Here is an 18,562-nt window from a genome sequence, read left to right on the forward strand (position 1 = left end):
CTATCACTCGCTAGAGTAACAGCCCTCTCACATCGGTGGAGGTGATCATGCCGGGAGGACCGCGGCAGCGCGGGCGCTACCACCACGGCGACCTGCCCTCGGCGCTGCTCGACGCCGGGCTGGAGCAGCTCGCGACGACGGGCCCGGCCCGGTTCTCGGTCGCGGAGGTGGCCCGGCGGGTGGGGGTGAGCACGGCCGCGCCGTACCGCCACTTCACCGACCGCGACGGGTTCCTGGCGGCTGTCGCCGCACGCGCCGCCGACCGGCTCGCGACGGCCCTGGCGGCCGCCGCCGACGGGGAGGACGACCCACGCGACCGGCTCGCCGCGGCGGCCGGCGCCTACGCCGCGTTCGTCGCCGAGCAGCGCCTCGGGATCGACGTGATCTTCTCGCCGGCCCTGCGCGGCGCGCGCGACGCCGACCTCGCGGCGGCGGGCCGCGCCGTGATGGGGCGCTTCCTCGAACCCGCCCGCGAGATCGCCGGGGACGACGCGCTGGAGCTCACCGAGCAGGTCGTGGCCCTCGCCCACGGCTACGCGACGCTCGACGCCGACGGCTTCCTCACCGCCGACCGCGTCACCGACGCCCCGACCGCCGATCGCGCCCGCCGGGCGGCACGCGCGCTGATCGACGGTGTCGCAGGCCGGTGATCGGGGTCGGCTCGCGCGTCGCGCGTCGTCGCGCACGATCTCCGTCGGCCGGACGACCAGGTCGGCCACGTCGTCGCCCGCGGGGGAGGGGCGGACCCGCAGCCGGATCCCGGGCGCGCGGCGGGCGAGGTCGGCGAGCAGCGGGCGGAGCAGGACGACCGCCACGTAGTCGCTCGTGGCGATGGTGAAGGTCCGCTCCGTCGTCGTGGGGTCGAACGGCGCCCGCCGGCCGAGCACCTCCTCGATCCCGGCCATGGCCACGCGGACCGGCTCGAGGAGCCCCTCCGCCACCGGGGTGAGCGCCGAGCCGCGGCCCCGACGGACCGACAGCGGGTCGTCGAAGTGCGCCCGCAACCGCGCGAGCGAGCCGCTCATGGCGGGCTGGCCGACGCTCATCCGGCGCGCCCGCCGCGGAGACGCTGCGCTCGGTCAGCAGCGCGTCGAGCGCGGGCAGCAGGTTGAGGTCGACCCCGGCCAGGGAGGTGGCGCGCACCGGCTCATCCTCCCTACGGCAGCAGCTCGAACCGCTTCGCCTCGTGGCGCAGCTCGTCGCGGTGCTCGGGGGCCGCGATGGCGATCAGCTCCCGGGCGCGCTGGGCGATCGACCGCCCGCGCAGCGAGGCCACGCCGTACTCGGTGACGACGTGGTCGACCGTGTTCTTCAGCGTGGTGACGACGCTGCCCGCGGTGAGCTGGGCGCGGATGCGCGACATCCCCGACGACGTGGTCGCGGGTCTGCGGCTCACCCTGACCGATCGGCACGATGACGTCGGCGCCGGGCGGGACCAGCTCCCGCAGGCGCGCGCGGGCCTCGTCGGGGGACATCGCGGCGATCACGCGCACCGCGTACCCCGGCCGGTCCGTCGGTCCACCGCGCGACGCCGAACACCACACCCGACTCCCGCCTCTCGCGTCCGCCCGCCGCGTGGGGTGATAGCGCGTCGCTGGGCCGTGTGAGTGAACGACACGCCGACTCCGGTTGCGCACTACTCGATGTGATCGACCCGCGTCACGCCGCTGACGTCCGTCCGTCCTCGGCCGATAACCGGCTCGTCGAGGGATACGGCGAGGGAGTGGTATGACGCAGGTGCAGGAGCCGTGGGTGGTGGTCCTCTCGGACCCGCAGACGGGCGGGATCGAGAGCTTCGGGCCCTATTCGCGGGAGGAGGCGGAACGGCTGCGCCTGTGGTGCTCGGCCGAACTCGACCTCGACGACCTCGGTGACGTGGTCGTGCTGGCCGCCCGGATGCGGACGTGAACGGCGCGGGGTGGCTCACGCCGCGTCGGGTGGTGGTGGTCGACGGCGGGATCGGGCGGCCGTCGTCGACCCACGTCCTCGCGGAACGGACGGCGACGGCGGTCGCCACGGCGCTGCGGGCCGCGAGCCCGGCCCTGGTGACGACGGACCGCGTGCTGCCGCGCGACCACGCCGTCGACATGACGGCCGCGATCGTCACGGGCCGCACGCCGCCGGCCCTGACCGCCGCACTGGACGCGGTGCGCGGGGCCGACGCGGTGGTGGCGGTCGCCGGGCCGACGGCGCTGCTCGCGGCCTTCCTCGGCCTGGTCGAGGACTTCCGCGACGTGCCGGTCCTGGTCGTGGGCCCGGTCGGCGGGCTCCGGCTCCCGGGCGCGGCGGTGGTCGTCACGCCCGACGAGCTCGCGGAGGCGGTCGTGCGACGCGACGTCGGGCCGACGATGCCGTCGGTGGTGTCGCCGGCCCCGCCGGAGGAGGACCTTCCCGACGAGGGGTGGACCGTCGCGCTGCGCCACGGCGAGCGCGGGGAGTGGAGCGAGGCCGCGCGGCTGCTCGGGGCGGTCGTCGAGGACGATCCCTCGACGACGATCCCGCGCATCCTGCTGGTGGAGGCGCTGATGTCCTCCGCGCAGTGGGGCCCGGCCGCCGCGCACCTGCGGCGGCTCATCGCCGACCACCCCGCCGATGCCTACGCGGAGTTCCTGCTCGAGCGGTGCGCCGCTCAGCTCGGGTCCCACTCCAGGGTGGTGGTGTCGAGCGAGTCGAGCAGGTCGAACCAGGGCCCCGTCCGCGGCAGCTCGAAGCGGTAGAAGAACCGGGCGGCGGACCGCTTGCCCGCGGCGAACGCGTCGTCGCGGGTCCCGACGGCCACGAGCTGCTCCAGCCAGATCCAGGCGGCGACCACGTGGCCGACCGCCTCCAGGTAGACGCTCGCGTTGGCCAGGGTGACGTCGGGGTCCCCGGCCGCGTGCAGCGTCGCCGTGGTCTTCTCGATGCGTACCAGCGCGGCCTCGAGCGCCGCGGCGTACTCGGGGTACTCACCCGCCCGCTCGATCGTCGCGCGGATCGTCCTGAGCAGGAGCTCGAGCCCGGCGCCGCCGCGCATCACGGCCTTGCGGCCCAGCAGGTCGATCGCCTGGATGCCGTGCGTGCCCTCGTGGATCGGGTTGAGGCGGTTGTCCCGGTAGAACTGCTCGACCGGGAAGTCGCGGGTGTACCCCGAGCCGCCGAGCACCTGGATCGCGAGGTCGTTCGCGGCGAGGCACCACTGCGACGGCCAGCTCTTCGCGATCGGGGTCAGGACGTCGAGCAGCAGCGCGGCCTCGGCGCGCGACCCGTCGTCGGGATGGGTGTCCTTCTCGTCGACGAGGCGCGAGCAGTACAGCCCGAGCGCCATCCCGGCCTCGGCGTAGGCCTTCTGCGCGAGCAGCATCCGCTTGACGTCGGGGTGGCGGGCGATCGGGATCATCGGCGTGGAGACGTCGCGGCCGCCGACCGCGCGACCCTGCGTCCGGGTGAGCGCGTACTCCCGCGAGTGCAGGTAGCCGGTGACGCCGAGGGCCGTCGCGCCCATCCCGACGCCGACCCGGGCCTCGTTCATCATGTGGAACATGGCGGCCAGCCCGCCGTGCTCGGCGCCGACCAGCCAGCCGACGGCCCCGTCGTGCTCCCCGAAGTTCAGCAGCGTGTTGACGGTGCCGCGGTAGCCCATCTTGTGGTTGATCCCGGCGAGGACGACGTCGTTGCGCTCGCCCCCGTCGAGGACCCGCGGCACCGCGATCAGGCTGATGCCCTTCACACCCGCCGGCCCGCCCGGGATCTTGGCCAGCACCAGGTGGACGATGTTGTCGGTGAGCTCGTGCTCGCCGCCGGAGATCCACATCTTCGTGCCGAAGACCCGGTAGGAGCCGTCGTCCTGCGGCTCGGCGCGCGTGGTGATGTCGGCGAGCGAGGAGCCGGCCTGCGGCTCGGACAGGCACATCGTCCCGGACGTGGTGCCGTCGAGCATCCCCGGCACCCACGCGTCGATCTGCTCGCGCGTGCCGTGGGCGAGGAGCAGGTTGACCGCGGCCGTCGTCAGGAACGGGTAGGAGGCCGTCCCGATGTTGGCGGCCTGGAACCAGGCGAGCGCCGCCCGCGCGACGGTGAACGGCAGGCCGGTGCCGCCGTGCTCGGCGGGGACCGACGCGGCGATGAAACCGGCCTCCGCGAACGCCCGGATCGCCTCCTGCACGCCGTCGACCAGCACGACCTTGCCGTCCGGGCCCTGGTGCGGCTCGGCGAGGTCGGCGGCCCGGTTGTGCGGCTCGAAGCGCTCCGTGGCGATCTGCTCGGCGAGGTCGAGCACCGCGTCGATCGTCTCGCGGTCGTGCTCGGCGAACGGGGCGCGGTCGAGCAGGTCGCCGACGCGCAGCCAGTCGTGCAGGAGGAAGTCCAGGTCGGCGCGGTCGAGGATCCGGGAGGTCACGCCGCCCATCATGCCGCCGCCCCGCTCCCGTCAGCACCTTCGCGAGGAGCGCGCGGCCGTCAGCGCCCGGCGCCGAGCCAGGCACAGGCGAGCAGGGCCAGCTCCACGTCCAGGCGGTCGTCCCCGACCGGCCGGCCCCGGACCTCCTTCGCCCGGCGGACCCGGTACTTCACCGTCGAGGGGTGCACGCCGAGCCGGCTCGCCGTGGTGGCGTTGCTGCCGCCGGTCGCGAGGAAGACCCGCAACGTCTCGCGCAGGCGGGCGCAGGTGCTCCCGGGCTCGGCGAGCGGACCGAGGACGCGCCGCACCCAGGCGGTGGCGGCGTCGAGGTCGGCACAGAGCAGGGCGACGGCCCCGACCTCGTCGAAGAGGGTCACGGCCGGGGCGTCCTCGCCGGCCGCGAGGGTCACGGCGCGGGCCCGCAGCGCCTGCTCGTGGGTCACCCGGAACCCGTCGACGTCGGCGGCCGGGGCGCCGCACGCGACCCGGACCGCCTCACCGCCGCGGCGCACCACCCCCGACACGGTCTCCCGGGACACCTCGACCACCCCCGGCAGCCACACCCAGGCGCTCGTGGTGTCCCACGGGACGACGAGGGCCCGGCCGGTCGCCCCCAGCGCCTGGGCCAGGGCGTCGGCGCACCGTTCCAGGGCGACCAGCGCCGGGCCCGCCGTCGGCTCGTCGGTCCACAGGACCAGCCCGAGGTGCTCCCGGGCGAAGCGGTAGCCGAGGACGGACTCGATGGCGAGCCGGTCGTCCGCGCCGACCGGGGCGCGGCCGTCGAGCACGTCGCGGATGCGGGCCACGCGGATCGCGTGGCGGTTCTCCAGCCAGCGGTCCCGCTCCGCCTCGTACACCGCGACGACGTGCTGCGAGACGTGGTCGACGTACTCGAAGACGGTCAGCACGACGTGCTGCGACACCGCGGCCACGTCCTCGGGCCCCACGCAGGCGAACGCCCACTCCATGAGGTGCGCCTGGCCGAGGCGGTAGGCCCGCACCAGGGCGTTGACGGGGACCCCGCGCTGGGCGAGTCGCCGGGCGTACTCCACCGCGGCCGGCGGCGCCTCGATCCGTCGCGGCGGCAGGCCGTGCGCGAGCATGTGCACGATCGTCTCGACGTTGCCCTCGACGCTCGCCCCGAGCAGGTCGATCAGACCCGGGTCGCCCCGCAGCTCGTCGATCCGGGCAGCGAGCAGGTCTCGGATCGCCTCGCTGATCTCGCCCCGGTGCCGGGCGAGGGCCGCGGCCACGGCGGCAGCGGGGGCGGACCCGTCGTCGTGCCGGGGCAGCGTGCCGCCGAGCTCCTGCACGCGACCACCACCCTGTGACTCCCGCCACCACGACCCTAGCTCCCCGCCCGCGGACGAACCAGGGCCCGCGCTTGGTCCCCCGGGGACGAAGCGGTCCCGGTGTGGTCCGGGTCACGGTGGAACCTCCCCACGACGGAGGTGACCGAGTGCCCCTGCACCCCGAGGCCCAGGCCCTGTTGGACGCGCTGGCCGAGATGGGCAGCCCGCCGTTCGAGTGCATGACGGTGCCGCAGGCCCGCCAGGCGACCGCGGCGTTCCTGGATCTGCAGCCACCGGCCGAGGAGGTCGGCACCGTCTCGGACCGGGCGATCCCGGGGCCGGCGGGTGACATCCCGGTGCGCATCTACGTGCCGGGTCGGGGCGAGCGCAGCGACGGGGCGGGCGGAGCGGGGGAGAAGGTCCGCGGCGTCCTGCTGTACTTCCACGGCGGCGGCTGGGTGATCGGCGACCTCGAGACCGTCGACCGGCCGTGCCGCAGCCTCGCCAACGGCGCGGACGTCGTGGTCGTCTCGGTGGACTACCGGCTCGCCCCCGAGCACCGGCAGCCCGCGGCGTTCGAGGACTGCCTCGCCGCGACCCGGTGGGTCGCCGAGCACGCCGACGAGCTGAACGTCGACCCGACGCGGCTGGCGGTCGGCGGCGACTCGGCGGGCGGCCATCTCGCCGCCGCGGTCTCCCTCCACGCCCGTGATCACGGCGGTCCCGCCATCGCCTTCCAGCTGCTGATCTACCCGGTGACCGACTTCGCGTTCACCACGCCGTCGCACGCCGAGAACGGCGAGGGCTACCTGCTGCAGCGCGCGACGATGCAGTGGTTCTGGGCCCACTACCTCGGCGCCACCGACCCGGACAAGGACCAGACCGTCTTCCCCGCCCGCGCCGCCACGTTCGCCGACCTGCCGCCCGCCTTCGTCGCCACCGCCGAGTTCGACCCGCTGCGCGACGAGGGCGAGGCCTACGCCGCGTCGATGCGCGCGGCCGGCGTCCCCGTCACCGCCACCCGCTACGACGGCATGATCCACGGCTTCCTCTGGACCCTCGGCGCCACGCCGTCGGGGGCCCGGCTCGTGGACGACTCCGTCGCCGCCCTGCGATCCGCCCTGGAGGCGTGAGGAATGACCGTCACCGAGACCCGTCCCGAGACCACCGACCGCGGCGCGGTCGAGCACGTCGACGTGCTCGTCGTGGGAGCCGGTGTCGCCGGCATCGGCGCCGGACACCACCTGCGGGAGAACTTCCCGGACCGCAGCTTCCTCATCCTCGACGCCCACCCCGACCGCGGCGGCACGTGGTGGACCCACCGCTACCCCGGCGCCCGCTCGGACTCCGACCTGTTCACCTACGGCTACCGGCACAAGCCGTGGCGGGGCCCGTCGATCGCCTCGTCGGAGGAGATCCTGAACTACCTCGACGAGGTCATCGACGAGGACCACCTCGCCGACCGGATCCGGTACCGGCACCGGGTCGTCGCCACGAGCTGGTCCTCGGAGCAGAACCGCTGGACCGTCGAGGTGCACCGCGAGGACACCGACGAGACGGTGCGGCTGAGCTGCCACTTCCTGTGGATGTGTCAGGGCTACTACAAGCACGACGAGCCCTACGTCCCGGAGTTCCCGGGCCGCGAGCGCTTCGGCGGGACGATCGTGCACCCGCAGAGCTGGCCCGCGGACCTGGACTGGACCGGGAAGAAGGTCGTCGTCATCGGCTCCGGGGCGACGGCGGCCACCGTCGTGCCGGCGATGGCGGAGACCGCCGAGCACGTGACGATGCTGCAGCGCACGCCGACGTTCATGATCGCGGCGCCGAAGACCCACGAGCTCGCGATCCAGCTCCGCGCCCTCGACATCCCCGAGGAGTGGACCTACGAGATCCTGCGCCGGACCTACATCGAGCAGTTCAACGAGCTGACGCGGCTCTCGGCGGAGGACCCGGACACCGCCCGGCAGTACCTGCTCGAGGAGATGCGCCCGCACCTGCCGGAGGGCTTCGACATCGAGAAGCACTTCAACCCGGCCTACCGGCCCTGGCAGCAGCGGATCGCCCTGCTGCCCGACGGGGACATGTTCGCGACGATCAAGGCGGGCCGCTCCTCCGTCGTCACCGACACCATCGAGACCTTCACCGAGACCGGCATCCGGCTCGCGTCCGGCGAGGAGCTCGAGGCCGACATCATCGTCACGGCCACCGGCTTCAACCTGTCGTGCTTCGGCGACGTCGCCTTCACGGTCGACGGCGAGCCCGTGGACTTCTCCGAGCGGGTCACCTGGCGCGGGATCATGATCGACGGGGTGCCGAACATGGCCTTCGTCTTCGGCTACTTCCGCCACTCCTGGACCCTGCGGGCCGACCTGATCTCCGACCTCGTCACCCGGCTGCTGCAGCACATGGACGACCTCGGGGTCGCGTCCGTGACCCCGGTCGCCGGACCGGACGTCGAGCTCCGGCCCTGGTCGGACCCGGAGAACTTCAACCCCGGCTACGTCATGCGGTCCCAGGACCGGATGTTCAAGCAGGGCGACCGGGCCCCGTGGACCCACATGCACGAGTTCGCCGAGGAGCGGCACACGCTGCCCGCCGCCGATCTCGACGACGGGTCGCTCAAGTACGGCTGATCACGCCTCAGGCGCCGCGGTAGCGTGGCGGCCGTTTCTCGGCGAACGCCGCCGGGCCCTCGACGGCGTCGTCGGTGCGCATCACCGCGAGGAACGCCTCGTGCTCCCGCGCCATCGCGGCCTCGTGGTCCAGCCCGAGCCCGTCGAGGACCCGCTCGCGGGCGGCCCGCACCGCGAGGGGTCCCTTCGCCGCGATCGAGCGGGCCAGCGCGCACGCCGCGGGGACCAGCTCGGCGGGTTCGACCACGCGGTTGACGAGGCCGGAGCGGTACGCCTCGGCGGCGTCGATCGGCTCGCCCGAGAGGATCATCTCCATCGCCAGGCCCAGCGGCACGGCCCGCGGTAGGCGCACCGTGCCGCCCGCGCCCGGGATGATCGCCCACTTCGTCTCGGCGAGCCCGAAGGTCGCGTTCGGCGAGCAGAGCCGGATGTCGCACGCCAGCGCCATCTCCAGACCACCGGCGAGTGCGTGCCCGTTCACGGCGGCGATCAGCGGCTTGTACCGCGTCGTCGCGGTGAAGCCGCCGAAGTTCCACGGGGGGTCCTCGCCCGCGCGGACGGCCTCCCGGTAGGCCGGGATCAGCTTCTTGAGGTCGGCCCCGGCCGAGAACGTGGTGTCGCCGGCGCCGGTGAGCACCGCGACGAGCCGGGCGTCGTCGGCCTCGAAGTCCGCGACGGCGGCCCCGAGGTCCCGCTGGTGCTCCGGGTCGAGCGCGTTGCGCGCCTCCGGGCGGTCGATGGTGATGACGAGGACGCGGTCGTCGTCGGGGTCGGTCTCGACGCGGATCGGCACGGTCGGTGAGCTTGGTCGAGCCCGGGGCGTTCCGGCAATGACGGTTGTGCACGATCGACTCGGGTGTCAGAGTGGTGTGGATCACCAATGATGCTGTGGAGGCCACCACATGAGCACCTCGCTGTACGAGCGTCTGGGCGGGACCTACGCGATCGCGGGCGCGGTCGACGTCCTGGTCGACCGGCTCTTCGAGAACGCCGGCGTCATCGCGAACCCGGGTGTCGCCGAGCACCACGTCGCGCCCAACGGCCCGGGCTACAAGTTCCTCGTCACGGCGTGGTCGATCGAGGCCGCCGGCGGACCGAAGTGCTACCCGGGCCTGGACATGATCGCCGCCCACACCTCGCTGCACATCACCGACGAGCAGTTCAACGCCGTGTCCTTCGAGATCGAGGCCACCCTGCGCTTCCTGGGCGTCCCCGCGGCGGAGACGAAGGAGTTCATGGAGATCATCGAGCACTACCGCCCCGAGGTCGTCCAGCAGGCGAAGGTCGACCAGGTCGGCACGCTGGAGCCCGCCGTCGCGTGAGCCCGCGATGAGTGAGGAGGCGCTCGACGTCGACCTGCAGCGGGCCTCGGCCGCGTGGCCGCGCCCGGTGCGGGTCGACCTCGTCCCGCCCGACCCCGGCTGGCCCGCCGAGGCCGCCCGGTGGGCCGGCCGCCTCGCGGGCGTGGGGGAGGTCCACCACGTCGGGGCGACCGCGGTGCCGGACCTGCCCGCGGTCGCGCAGGTCGACCTCCTCGTCCTGGTCCCCGGGGCGGGTCCCGACGACGAGGCGGTGCGGATCGCCCTCGAGGCCCGCGATCTCGTCGACCGCGGCGCCGGGACGTGGCGCCGCGGTCGCCGTCCCGACGACGCCACGTGCCCGACCGCCGTCGAGGTCCGCCTGCTGCGCCGTGACGACCCGGCCGTCGAGCCGGTGCTCCGGTTCCGGGACCTGCTGCGCACCGACCCGCAGGCCGCGCGTCGCTACACCGACGTCCGCCGCGGCCTCGTCGGGGACCACCGCGACCTCGCCGTCTACCGCCGCGCCAAGGGGCCGGTGATCGCGGCACTGCTCCGCGGCTGAGGCGGCCCGTTCCCCGCGGGGACCCCCATGTGCGACCGGATCCGGACGACCCGGTCGGACGGGAACGGTCGACGCTCCGGCGCCGGTACCGCGTCCGCGGGAAGCGTGGTGTGTACCGCGCGGCGCCCGGGACGACCGGACCCGCCGTCGGGCAGGTCACAGGCCGTGCGCGGGCCGTCAAGAGGACCGGGCCCGGCGTCAACGACGTGTCAACGGCCGCGTACCCCGACCGGGCCCGACGCAGGGTGGCGTCCGCACGGCGGCCCCACCTCGGGCGGACCGCCTCGATCGAGAACGGACGGCGGACGTGGCGGACCTCCTCTACGTGGGCCTGGTGATCGTGCTCTTCGCGATCCTGGCGCTCGCGGCGCGCGGACTGGAGCGGTTGTGAGCGGGGTGGCCGGCGACGTCGTCGGCGGGCTCGTCGCCCTCGGGCTGCTGCTCTACCTCGTCGTGTCCCTGCTGCGCCCCGAGTGGTTCTGATGTCGGACACCGCAGCCGGGCTGCTGCAACTCCTCGTCCTCCTGGTGCTGCTTGCGGCCGCCTGGCGCCCCCTGGGCGACTGGATGGCGCGCGTGTACACCGCGGAGGGGCACTGGCGGGTCGAGCGGGCGATCTACCGGGTCGGCCGCGTCGACCCCGACTCCGACCAGCGCGCCGGCACCTACGCGCTGGCGATCCTCGCGGTCTCGTTCGTCGGTGTGCTGCTCGTCTACCTGATCCAGCGGGTGCAGGGGTTCCTGCCGCTGGACGGCACCGCGGGCGGTGACAGCAAGGGCGCGGTGGACCCGTCGGTCGCGTTCAACACGGCGATCTCCTTCGTCACGAACACGAACTGGCAGTCCTACGTCCCCGAGACGACCATGGGCCACGTCGCCAACGCGGCGGCGCTCGCCGTCCAGAACTTCGTGTCCGCGGCGGTCGGCATGGCCGTCGCGGTCGCCCTGGTGCGCGGCTTCCTCCGCTCCCGCAGCGGGCGCATCGGCAACGCCTGGGTCGACCTCGTCCGCGGCACCGTCCGCGTCCTCGTACCCCTGTCGGTCGTGCTCGCGATCGTGCTCGTCGCGTGCGGCGTGGTGATGAGCTTCCGCACCGGCATCACCCTCACCGCGGCCGACGGCAGCACGCACGCCGCCGCGATCGGCCCGGTCGCCTCGCAGGAGTCGATCAAGGAACTGGGCACCAACGGAGGCGGCATCCTCAACGCCAACTCCGCGCACCCGTTCGAGAACCCCAACGGTGGCACGAACGTCCTCGAGATCCTCGCGATGCTGCTCATCCCGGTGGCGCTCACGCGGACCTTCGGTCGCATGGTCGGCGACATGCGCCAGGGCGTCTCGCTCCTGGCCGTCATGACGATCCTGTGGGGCGGCATGCTCGCCGTCATCTGGGCCGCCGAGGCGCACGCCCCCGCCGTGACCGGCGGCGGGATGGAGGGCAAGGAGACCCGCTTCGGGATCCCGTCGTCGGCCCTCTTCGCCGACAGCACCACCGGGACCTCGACCGGCGCGGTGAACTCGCTGCACGACTCCTACACCGCGTTCGGTGGTGGCGGGACGCTGCTGAACATGCTGTTCGGCGAGGTCAGCCCCGGCGGCGTCGGGACCGGGCTCTACTCGATCCTCGTCATCGCGATCATCGCCGTGTTCCTCGCCGGCCTCATGGTCGGCCGGACCCCGGAGCTGCTCGGGAAGTCGCTCGGGCGTCGGGAGGTCACCTGCGCGGCGATCGTCGTGCTGGTGATGCCGGCACTGGTCCTGCTCGGCACGGGTGCCGCAGTGGTCCTGCCCGGCACGTCCGACGCCCTGACCAACGCCGGCCCGCACGGCCTGTCCGAGGTCTTCTACGCGTTCGCCTCCGCCGCCAACAACAACGGCTCGGCGTTCGGCGGGCTCACGGTCACCTCGCCGTTCTTCCAGATCGCGCTCGGCGCCGCGATGCTCTTCGGCCGCTTCCTGCCGATCCTCGCGGTGATCGCCCTCGCCGGTCTGCTCTCCGCGCAGCCCCGCCGCGAGGCGTCCGCCGGGACGCTGCGCACCGGCACGCCGCTGTTCGCGGGCCTCGTCACCGCGACGGTCCTGCTCGTCAGCGCGATCACCTTCCTGCCCGCCCTGGCCCTCAGCCCCGTCGCCGAGGGCCTCACGGCGACCGCCCAGATCGGAGTGCACCAGTGACCTCCTCGGTCCTCACCCCGCCCTCCGGCACGGACACCCCGCCGGAACGCCGGCAGTCCGGCGGCCGGGCCGTCGCGGCCGGCGCCTTCCGGCCCCGGGCCCTGCTCGAGGCCACGCCCCTGGCGCTGCGCAAGTTCGACCCGCGCGTGCAGCTGCGCAACCCGGTCATGTTCGTGGTGTGGATCGGTTCGGTCCTCGTCACGGTGGCCGCGATCGTCGACCCGAGCGTCTTCGCGTGGCTGGTCGCCGTCTGGCTGTGGTTCACGGTGCTGTTCGCCAACCTCGCCGAGGCCGTCGCCGAGGGCCGCGGCAAGGCGCAGGCCGACGCGCTGCGCCGCACCCGGACCGGCACCGTGGCCCGTCGTGAGGACGGCAGCGAGGTGCCGGCGACCGAGCTGCGTCCCGGCGACCGGGTGGTCGTCGAGGCCGGCATGACGATCCCCGGCGACGGCGACGTCGTCGAGGGCATCGCGACCGTCGACGAGTCCGCGATCACCGGTGAGTCCGCGCCCGTCATCCGCGAGTCCGGCGGCGACCGGTCCGCGGTCACCGGCGGCACCACCGTGCTCTCCGACCGCATCGTCGTCGCCGTGACGGCCAAGCCCGGCGAGTCCTTCGTCGACCGCATGATCGCCCTGGTGGAGGGCGCCCAGCGACAGAAGACGCCGAACGAGATCGCCCTGTCGATCCTGCTGTCGGCCCTGACGATCGTCTTCCTGCTCGCGGTGGTCACGCTGCAGCCGATGGCCATCTACTCCGGCTCGCCGCAGTCGTTGGTCGTGCTCGTCGCCCTGCTGGTCTGCCTCATCCCGACCACCATCGGCGCGCTGCTCTCGGCCATCGGCATCGCCGGCATGGACCGGCTGGTGCAGCGCAACGTGCTCGCCACCTCCGGGCGGGCGGTCGAGGCCGCCGGGGACGTCTCGACGCTGCTGCTCGACAAGACCGGCACCATCACCTACGGCAACCGGCGCGCCACCGAGCTGCACGCGGTCGGCGTTCCCGACGCCGAGCTCGCGCGGCTCGCGCGGCTGGCCTCGCTCGCCGACGGCACGCCCGAGGGCCGGTCGGTCGTCGAGCTCTGCGCGGAGCGGTTCGGCCTGCCCGCCGAGGCGTCCGCGGACGAGGCCCGGGCGGAGTTCGTGCCGTTCTCGGCCACGACCCGCATGTCCGGGGTGGACGTCGCGGGCCCCGACGGGACCACCGTCGCCGTCCGGAAGGGCGCGGTCGCCTCGGTCCTCGCGTGGCTCGACGAGCACGGCGGGGTCGACCCCGACGAGCACGAGCGCGTCCGGGGCATCGCCGACGAGATCTCCGGGCGCGGCGGCACCCCGCTGGTGTGCGGGCAGGTCACGGGGTCGACCGCGCTGCTCGGCGGCGCGATCGAGCTGTCCGACGTGGTCAAGCCCGGGATCGCCGAGCGCTTCGCCGACCTGCGGGCCATGGGCATCCGCACCGTGATGGTCACCGGGGACAACCCGGTGACCGCGCGGGCCATCGGCGAGCAGGCCGGCGTGGACGAGGTGCTCGCCGAGGCCACGCCGGAGGACAAGCTGGCGCTGATCCGGCGCGAGCAGCGGGGCGGGCGCCTCGTCGCGATGACGGGCGACGGCACCAACGACGCCCCCGCGCTGGCCCAGGCCGACGTCGGCGTCGCGATGAACACCGGCACCACGGCCGCGAAGGAGGCCGGGTCGATGGTCGACCTGGACTCCGACCCGACCAAGCTCATCGGCATCGTCGAGGTGGGCAAGCAGCTGCTGGTCACCCGCGGGGCGCTCACCACCTTCTCGGTGGCCAACGACCTGGCGAAGTACTTCGCGATCCTGCCCGCCATGTTCGCCGCGCTGTACCCGCAGCTCGGCCTGCTCAACGTCATGGGCCTGGCGACCCCGGAGTCGGCGATCCTCTCCGCGGTCGTGTTCAACGCGCTGATCATCGTCGCGCTCATCCCGCTGGCCCTGCGCGGTGTGCGCTTCCGGCCGGTGAGCTCCGAGCAGATGCTGCGGCGCAACCTGCTGATCTACGGGGTGGGCGGCGTCGTCGTGCCGTTCCTCGCCATCCCGCTCATCGACCTCGTCGTCCGGCTGATCCCGGGGATCGGGTGAATCACGTGACCACCACTCTGGACCACGGCTCCGAGGCCGCGCCCGACGCGACCGAGGAGGCGACCCGGACCCCCGTCCTGCGGGGGCTCGTCCGCCAGCTCGGACCGGCGCTGCGCCTCATGCTCGTCGCGACCGTCCTGCTCGGCGTCGTCTACCCCGCCGTCGTGTGGGGGATCAGCCGGATGCCGGGCCTGTCCGGCCCGGCCGAGGGCTCGGTGTCCGCGTCCGGGTCCGCGTCGCTCATCGGCATCGACCCGGTCCCGGCCGACCCGGGTGCCGACCCCTGGTTCCACCTGCGACCCTCGGCGTCGGCCCCGGCGTCGGCGACGGCGGGCCTGGGCCCGGCCGACCCGTCGACCTCCGGCGGGTCGAACCTCGCCACGACGGCGGACAAGCTCGCCCAGGCGGTCGCCCAGCGGCGCTCCGCCATCGCGGGCCGGGAGGGCGTGTCTCCCGCCGCGGTGCCCGACGACGCCGTCACCGCGTCGGCCTCGGGGCTCGACCCGGACATCAGCCCGGCCTACGCGGCGCTGCAGGTGCCGCGGGTCGCGCGGGTGACCGGGCTGGCGCCCGCGCAGGTCGAGGCGCTCGTCGCCGACGCCACCCACGGCCGCGCGCTGGGCGTGTTCGGCGAGCCCACGGTGGACACCTCGGAGCTGAACGCGGCGCTCGCGGCCACCCGACCGGGGCTTCGGTAATCGAGGTCGTCGGGGGGTCGGTCCATGATGGACGACGTGGAGGACACGTCGCAGCGCTACGACTCCCGGCCCGCGGGCCGGGAGTCGGTGCGCAGCGACCCCGCCCGCGGTGAGCTGCGCATCCACCTGGGCGCCGCACCCGGCGTCGGGAAGACGTACGCGGCGCTGTGCGAGGCGCGGCGGCGGCAGGACCGGGGGACCGACGTCGTGGTCGGGCTCGTCGAGACGCACGGACGCGCCCGGACGGCCGACCTGCTGGAAGGCCTGGAGGTCCTGCCGCGGCGCACCGTCACCCACCGGGGCACCGCGCTCTCCGAGCTCGACGTCGAGGCCGTGCTCGCCCGGGCGCCCGAGGTGGTGGTCGTCGACGAGCTGGCGCACACCAACGCCCCCGGCAGTCGGCACGCGCGCCGGTACGAGGACGTCGAGGAACTGCTCGCGGCGGGCATCGACGTCATCTCGACGGTGAACGTGCAGCACCTCGAGTCGCTGCACGACGTCGTCGAGCGCATCACCGGCACGCGCCAGCAGGAGACCGTCCCGGACGAGGTGGTGCGCGCCGCCGAGCAGGTGGAGCTGGTCGACATCACGCCGGAGGCGCTCCGCCGGCGCCTCGCGCACGGGAACGTCTACCCGGCCGAGCGGATCGACGCGTCCCTGGCGCACTACTTCCGCACCGGGAACCTCATCGCGCTGCGCGAGCTCGCCCTGCTGTGGGTGGCCGACCAGGTGGACGTCGCGCTGCGCCGCTACCGCGCCGACGAGCAGATCGACGAGGTGTGGGAGGCCCGCGAGCGGGTGGTCGTCGCGGTCACCGGCGGGCCGGAGAGCCTCACGGTGTTGCGGCGGGCGGCGCGGATCGCGCGGCGCGCCGGCGCGGCCGACCTGCTGTGCGTCCAGGTCCTGCGCGGGGACGGGGTCGCCACGCGCGACACCGGGCGGGGCCGCGACCTGCGCCGCCTCGCCAAGGAGGTCGGCGCGTCCTTCCACACCGTGGTCGGCGACGACGTGGCCACCGCGCTGCTCGACTTCGCCCGCGGGGCGAACGCCACCCAGCTCGTGCTCGGCACGTCCCGCCGCTCCCGTCTCGCCCGCCTGGTCGACCCGGGGATCGGCGCCCGGGCGATCGCGGCCTCGGGGGCCATCGACGTCCACCTCGTCTCCCACGTCGACACGCCCGACGACGGGCCGGCGGACGGCGACGGCGGGTGGTGGCCGCGCCTCGAGCGGCTGCTGCGCGGCCGACGCGCGATCCGCGGGTGGCCCGCCGCGATCGTGCTCCCGGTCCTCGCCACGGGCTTCGGCTGGCTGTTCCCGGGTGTCGGGCTGTCCACCGACACGGTCGCCTTCTTCCTCGCCACGGTGATCACCGCGGTCATCGGCGGTCTCGTGCCCGCGGTGGTGGCCGCCCTGTTCGGCGGAGCGCTGCTCAACTACTTCTTCACCCCGCCGCTGTACTCGTTCACCGTCGGCCGGTTCGAGGACCTCGTCGCGGTGACCACGATGCTGCTCATCGCGATCCTCGTCGCCGCGGTGGTCGACCGCGCCGATCGCCGGGCCGCCCAGGCCGCGCAGGCCCGCGCCGAAGCGACCCTGCTCGCGTCGTTCGCCCGGGTCGTGATCTCCCGGTCGGACCCGCTGCCGCGCCTGCTCGACCGGGTGCGCGAGGCGTTCGGGTTCAGCTCGGTCGCGGTCCTGGAGCGGGGCCCGAAGTCGTCGTGGCGGGTCATCGCGCGGGTGCCCGAGGGGGTGTCCGCGGCCGACGCGGACCGAGCGGCCGACGGCGGGGACCCGGCCGACGGCGGGGACCCGGCCGACGCCGACGCCGACGTCGAGATCGACGAGGGGTCCCACCTCGTCGGGTGCGGGCGCACCCTGACGGCCGCCGAGAACCGGCTGTTCGCCGCGGTCGCGGGTCCCGCCCTGCTGGCGCTGCGGAACCGCCGGATCAGCGCCGAGGCGGTCGACGCGGCCCGGCGCGCGGAGGCGAGCGGCCTGCGCACGGCGCTGCTCTCCGCCGTCGGCCACGACCTGCGGACGCCGCTGTCGGCGATCAAGGCGGCCGTGTCGAGCCTGCGGGACCCCGAGCTGGCGCTCGGGCCCGAGGACTCCGAGGAGCTGCTCGCCACCGTGGAGGAGTCCGGTGACCGCCTGGTCGCCCTCGTCGACAACCTGCTGGACTCCTCGCGCCTGGCCACCGGAGCGGTCACCCCGTACCGCATCACCGTGGGGGTGGCCGAGATCGTCGACGCCGCCGTGGCCGCCCTGCCCACCGCCGAGATCCGCGGCCGGGTCGAGATCACGCCGTCCCCGCCCGGCGAGTCCGACGAGGTGGTGACCGACCCGGGCCTGGCGGAACGCATCATCGCGAACCTGGTGGACAACGCCATGCGGCACGGGGGCGACGGCCCCGTGTCGCTGCGGACCAGCGCGCACGCCGACCGGGTCGAGCTGCGGGTCGTCGACCGGGGGCCCGGCGTGGCCCGGGACGCGGAGCTGTTCACCGCGTTCCAGCACCTCGGTGACCACGACTCCAACGGCACCTCCGGCGGCCTGGGTCTCGGGCTGCACGTGGCCCGCGGTTTCGCCCGCGCGATGGGCGGCACCCTCGAGCCCGAGGAGACCCCCGGGGGCGGGCTGACCATGGTGCTGTCGCTGCCGCGTGCCGGCGCCCCGCTGCCGAGTCGGCCCGTCGTCGCGGGGGCGGCGTCGTGAGCCGGGTCCTCGTCGTCGACGACGACCCCCACCTGCTGCGGACGCTGCGGATCAACCTCACCGCCCACGGGCACACCGTGGTCCCGGTGGCCACCGGGGCGGGCGCCCTGCGCGCGGCCGCCGACCGGCCCGCGCCCGACGTCGTCGTGCTCGACCTCGGCCTGCCCGACATCCCGGGCCTCGAGGTGCTCGAGGGGATCCGGGGCTGGAGCGCGATGCCGGTGATCGTCCTGTCGGCGCGCACCGACGCGGGCGACAAGGTGGCCGCGCTCGACGGCGGCGCCGACGACTACGTGACCAAGCCGTTCGGGATGCCGGAGCTGCTCGCCCGCATCCGCGCTGCGGTGCGCCGGGCGGCGACGGTGCCGGGGGAGGGGGAGCCGCGCGTCGCCACCCCCGACTTCGAGGTCGACCTCGTCGCGAAGAAGGTCGTGCGCGGCGGGGTCGAGGTGCACCTGTCGCCCACCGAGTGGGGCGTGCTGGAGCACCTCGTGCGGCACCCGGGGATGCTCGTCACCCAGCAGCAGCTGCTGCAGGAGGTGTGGGGCCCGCAGTACGGCACGGAGGGGCACTACCTGCGCGTCTACCTCGGGCACCTGCGCCGCAAGCTGGAGCCCGACCCGTCCCGGCCGCGGTACCTCATCACCGAGCCCGGCCGGGGGTACCGGTTCGAGCCCGCCGGCTGAACCGTTCCCGGCCCCTGC

General features: G+C 74.4%; 17 protein-coding genes. 13 read left to right on the forward strand and 4 right to left on the reverse strand.

What is annotated here, in order from left to right:
• Positions 1-47: 47 nt before the first annotated feature.
• Entirely contained in the window at positions 48-650 is a 603-nt protein-coding gene (locus tag A3CO_RS0106660; RefSeq protein WP_033413902.1) for a TetR/AcrR family transcriptional regulator, read from the forward strand.
• A 506-nt stretch (positions 651-1,156) separates the two neighbouring features.
• Here A3CO_RS0106660 and A3CO_RS0106665 read toward each other — a convergent pair.
• Positions 1,157-1,396, reverse strand: coding sequence for an acetyl-CoA hydrolase/transferase C-terminal domain-containing protein (locus A3CO_RS0106665; protein ID WP_245561443.1), 240 nt, complete (start codon positions 1,394-1,396; stop codon positions 1,157-1,159).
• Positions 1,397-1,728: 332 nt separating this feature from the next.
• Between A3CO_RS0106665 and A3CO_RS0106670 the strand changes: the two genes are divergently transcribed.
• Together A3CO_RS0106670 and A3CO_RS35400 are read left to right on the forward strand one after the other, a co-directional pair.
• Positions 1,729-1,908, forward strand: coding sequence for a hypothetical protein (locus tag A3CO_RS0106670; protein WP_018331464.1), 180 nt, complete (start codon positions 1,729-1,731; stop codon positions 1,906-1,908).
• Complete coding sequence (locus tag A3CO_RS35400) at positions 1,905-2,717, forward strand: tetratricopeptide repeat protein (RefSeq protein WP_018331465.1); 813 nt, start codon at positions 1,905-1,907, stop codon at positions 2,715-2,717. The genes A3CO_RS0106670 and A3CO_RS35400 overlap by 4 nt, the downstream gene beginning before the upstream one ends.
• Here the strand turns inward: A3CO_RS35400 and A3CO_RS0106680 are convergent.
• Positions 2,630-4,384 carry an acyl-CoA dehydrogenase gene (locus tag A3CO_RS0106680; RefSeq protein ID WP_018331466.1) on the reverse strand — a complete coding sequence of 585 codons (1,755 nt, stop codon included), beginning with the start codon at positions 4,382-4,384 and terminating at the stop codon, positions 2,630-2,632. The genes A3CO_RS35400 and A3CO_RS0106680 overlap by 88 nt on opposite strands.
• Before the next feature lie 50 nt (positions 4,385-4,434).
• The gene (locus A3CO_RS0106685) at positions 4,435-5,688 is read right to left on the reverse strand and encodes a PucR family transcriptional regulator (RefSeq protein ID WP_157647121.1); all 1,254 of its coding nucleotides are present in this window, start codon (positions 5,686-5,688) and stop codon (positions 4,435-4,437) included.
• A 146-nt stretch (positions 5,689-5,834) separates the two neighbouring features.
• Between A3CO_RS0106685 and A3CO_RS0106690 the strand changes: the two genes are divergently transcribed.
• Positions 5,835-6,800, forward strand: a complete 966-nt coding sequence (locus tag A3CO_RS0106690; protein WP_018331469.1) for an alpha/beta hydrolase — start codon at positions 5,835-5,837, stop codon at positions 6,798-6,800.
• A 3-nt stretch (positions 6,801-6,803) separates the two neighbouring features.
• Positions 6,804-8,300, forward strand: coding sequence for a flavin-containing monooxygenase (locus A3CO_RS0106695; RefSeq protein WP_018331470.1), 1,497 nt, complete (start codon positions 6,804-6,806; stop codon positions 8,298-8,300).
• Positions 8,301-8,307: 7 nt separating this feature from the next.
• Here A3CO_RS0106695 and A3CO_RS0106700 read toward each other — a convergent pair whose 3' ends face one another.
• Positions 8,308-9,093 (reverse strand): enoyl-CoA hydratase/isomerase family protein, encoded by a 786-nt coding sequence (locus A3CO_RS0106700; protein WP_018331471.1) that lies wholly within the window; start codon positions 9,091-9,093, stop codon positions 8,308-8,310.
• A 109-nt stretch (positions 9,094-9,202) separates the two neighbouring features.
• On the opposite strand from A3CO_RS0106700, the gene A3CO_RS0106705 reads away from it, so the two are divergent.
• From A3CO_RS0106705 to A3CO_RS0106745, 8 genes are all read left to right on the forward strand, one after another.
• Positions 9,203-9,622 (forward strand): group I truncated hemoglobin, encoded by a 420-nt coding sequence (locus A3CO_RS0106705; RefSeq protein ID WP_018331472.1) that lies wholly within the window; start codon positions 9,203-9,205, stop codon positions 9,620-9,622.
• Positions 9,623-9,629: 7 nt separating this feature from the next.
• On the forward strand, positions 9,630-10,163 hold the full coding sequence (locus tag A3CO_RS35405) for a GrpB family protein (protein ID WP_018331473.1): 534 nt from the start codon (positions 9,630-9,632) through the stop codon (positions 10,161-10,163).
• A 387-nt stretch (positions 10,164-10,550) separates the two neighbouring features.
• A complete protein-coding gene (kdpF, locus tag A3CO_RS39360) occupies positions 10,551-10,646 on the forward strand; it encodes a K(+)-transporting ATPase subunit F (RefSeq protein ID WP_018331474.1) in 96 nt (31 codons plus the stop codon).
• Positions 10,646-12,337 carry a potassium-transporting ATPase subunit KdpA gene (gene kdpA, locus A3CO_RS0106725; protein WP_018331475.1) on the forward strand — a complete coding sequence of 564 codons (1,692 nt, stop codon included), beginning with the start codon at positions 10,646-10,648 and terminating at the stop codon, positions 12,335-12,337. Before kdpF ends, kdpA begins: the two co-directional genes overlap by 1 nt.
• The gene (kdpB, locus tag A3CO_RS0106730) at positions 12,334-14,445 is read left to right on the forward strand and encodes a potassium-transporting ATPase subunit KdpB (RefSeq protein WP_018331476.1); all 2,112 of its coding nucleotides are present in this window, start codon (positions 12,334-12,336) and stop codon (positions 14,443-14,445) included. Before kdpA ends, kdpB begins: the two co-directional genes overlap by 4 nt.
• Before the next feature lie 77 nt (positions 14,446-14,522).
• Positions 14,523-15,143, forward strand: a complete 621-nt coding sequence (locus A3CO_RS0106735) for a potassium-transporting ATPase subunit C (protein ID WP_026204350.1) — start codon at positions 14,523-14,525, stop codon at positions 15,141-15,143.
• A 27-nt stretch (positions 15,144-15,170) separates the two neighbouring features.
• A complete protein-coding gene (locus tag A3CO_RS30535) occupies positions 15,171-17,858 on the forward strand; it encodes a sensor histidine kinase (protein WP_018331478.1) in 2,688 nt (895 codons plus the stop codon).
• Positions 17,855-18,544, forward strand: coding sequence for a response regulator (locus A3CO_RS0106745; RefSeq protein ID WP_018331479.1), 690 nt, complete (start codon positions 17,855-17,857; stop codon positions 18,542-18,544). The genes A3CO_RS30535 and A3CO_RS0106745 overlap by 4 nt, the downstream gene beginning before the upstream one ends.
• Positions 18,545-18,562 lie beyond the last annotated feature (18 nt).

The organism is Actinomycetospora chiangmaiensis DSM 45062, from assembly GCF_000379625.1.
Lineage (GTDB): Bacteria > Actinomycetota > Actinomycetes > Mycobacteriales > Pseudonocardiaceae > Actinomycetospora > Actinomycetospora chiangmaiensis.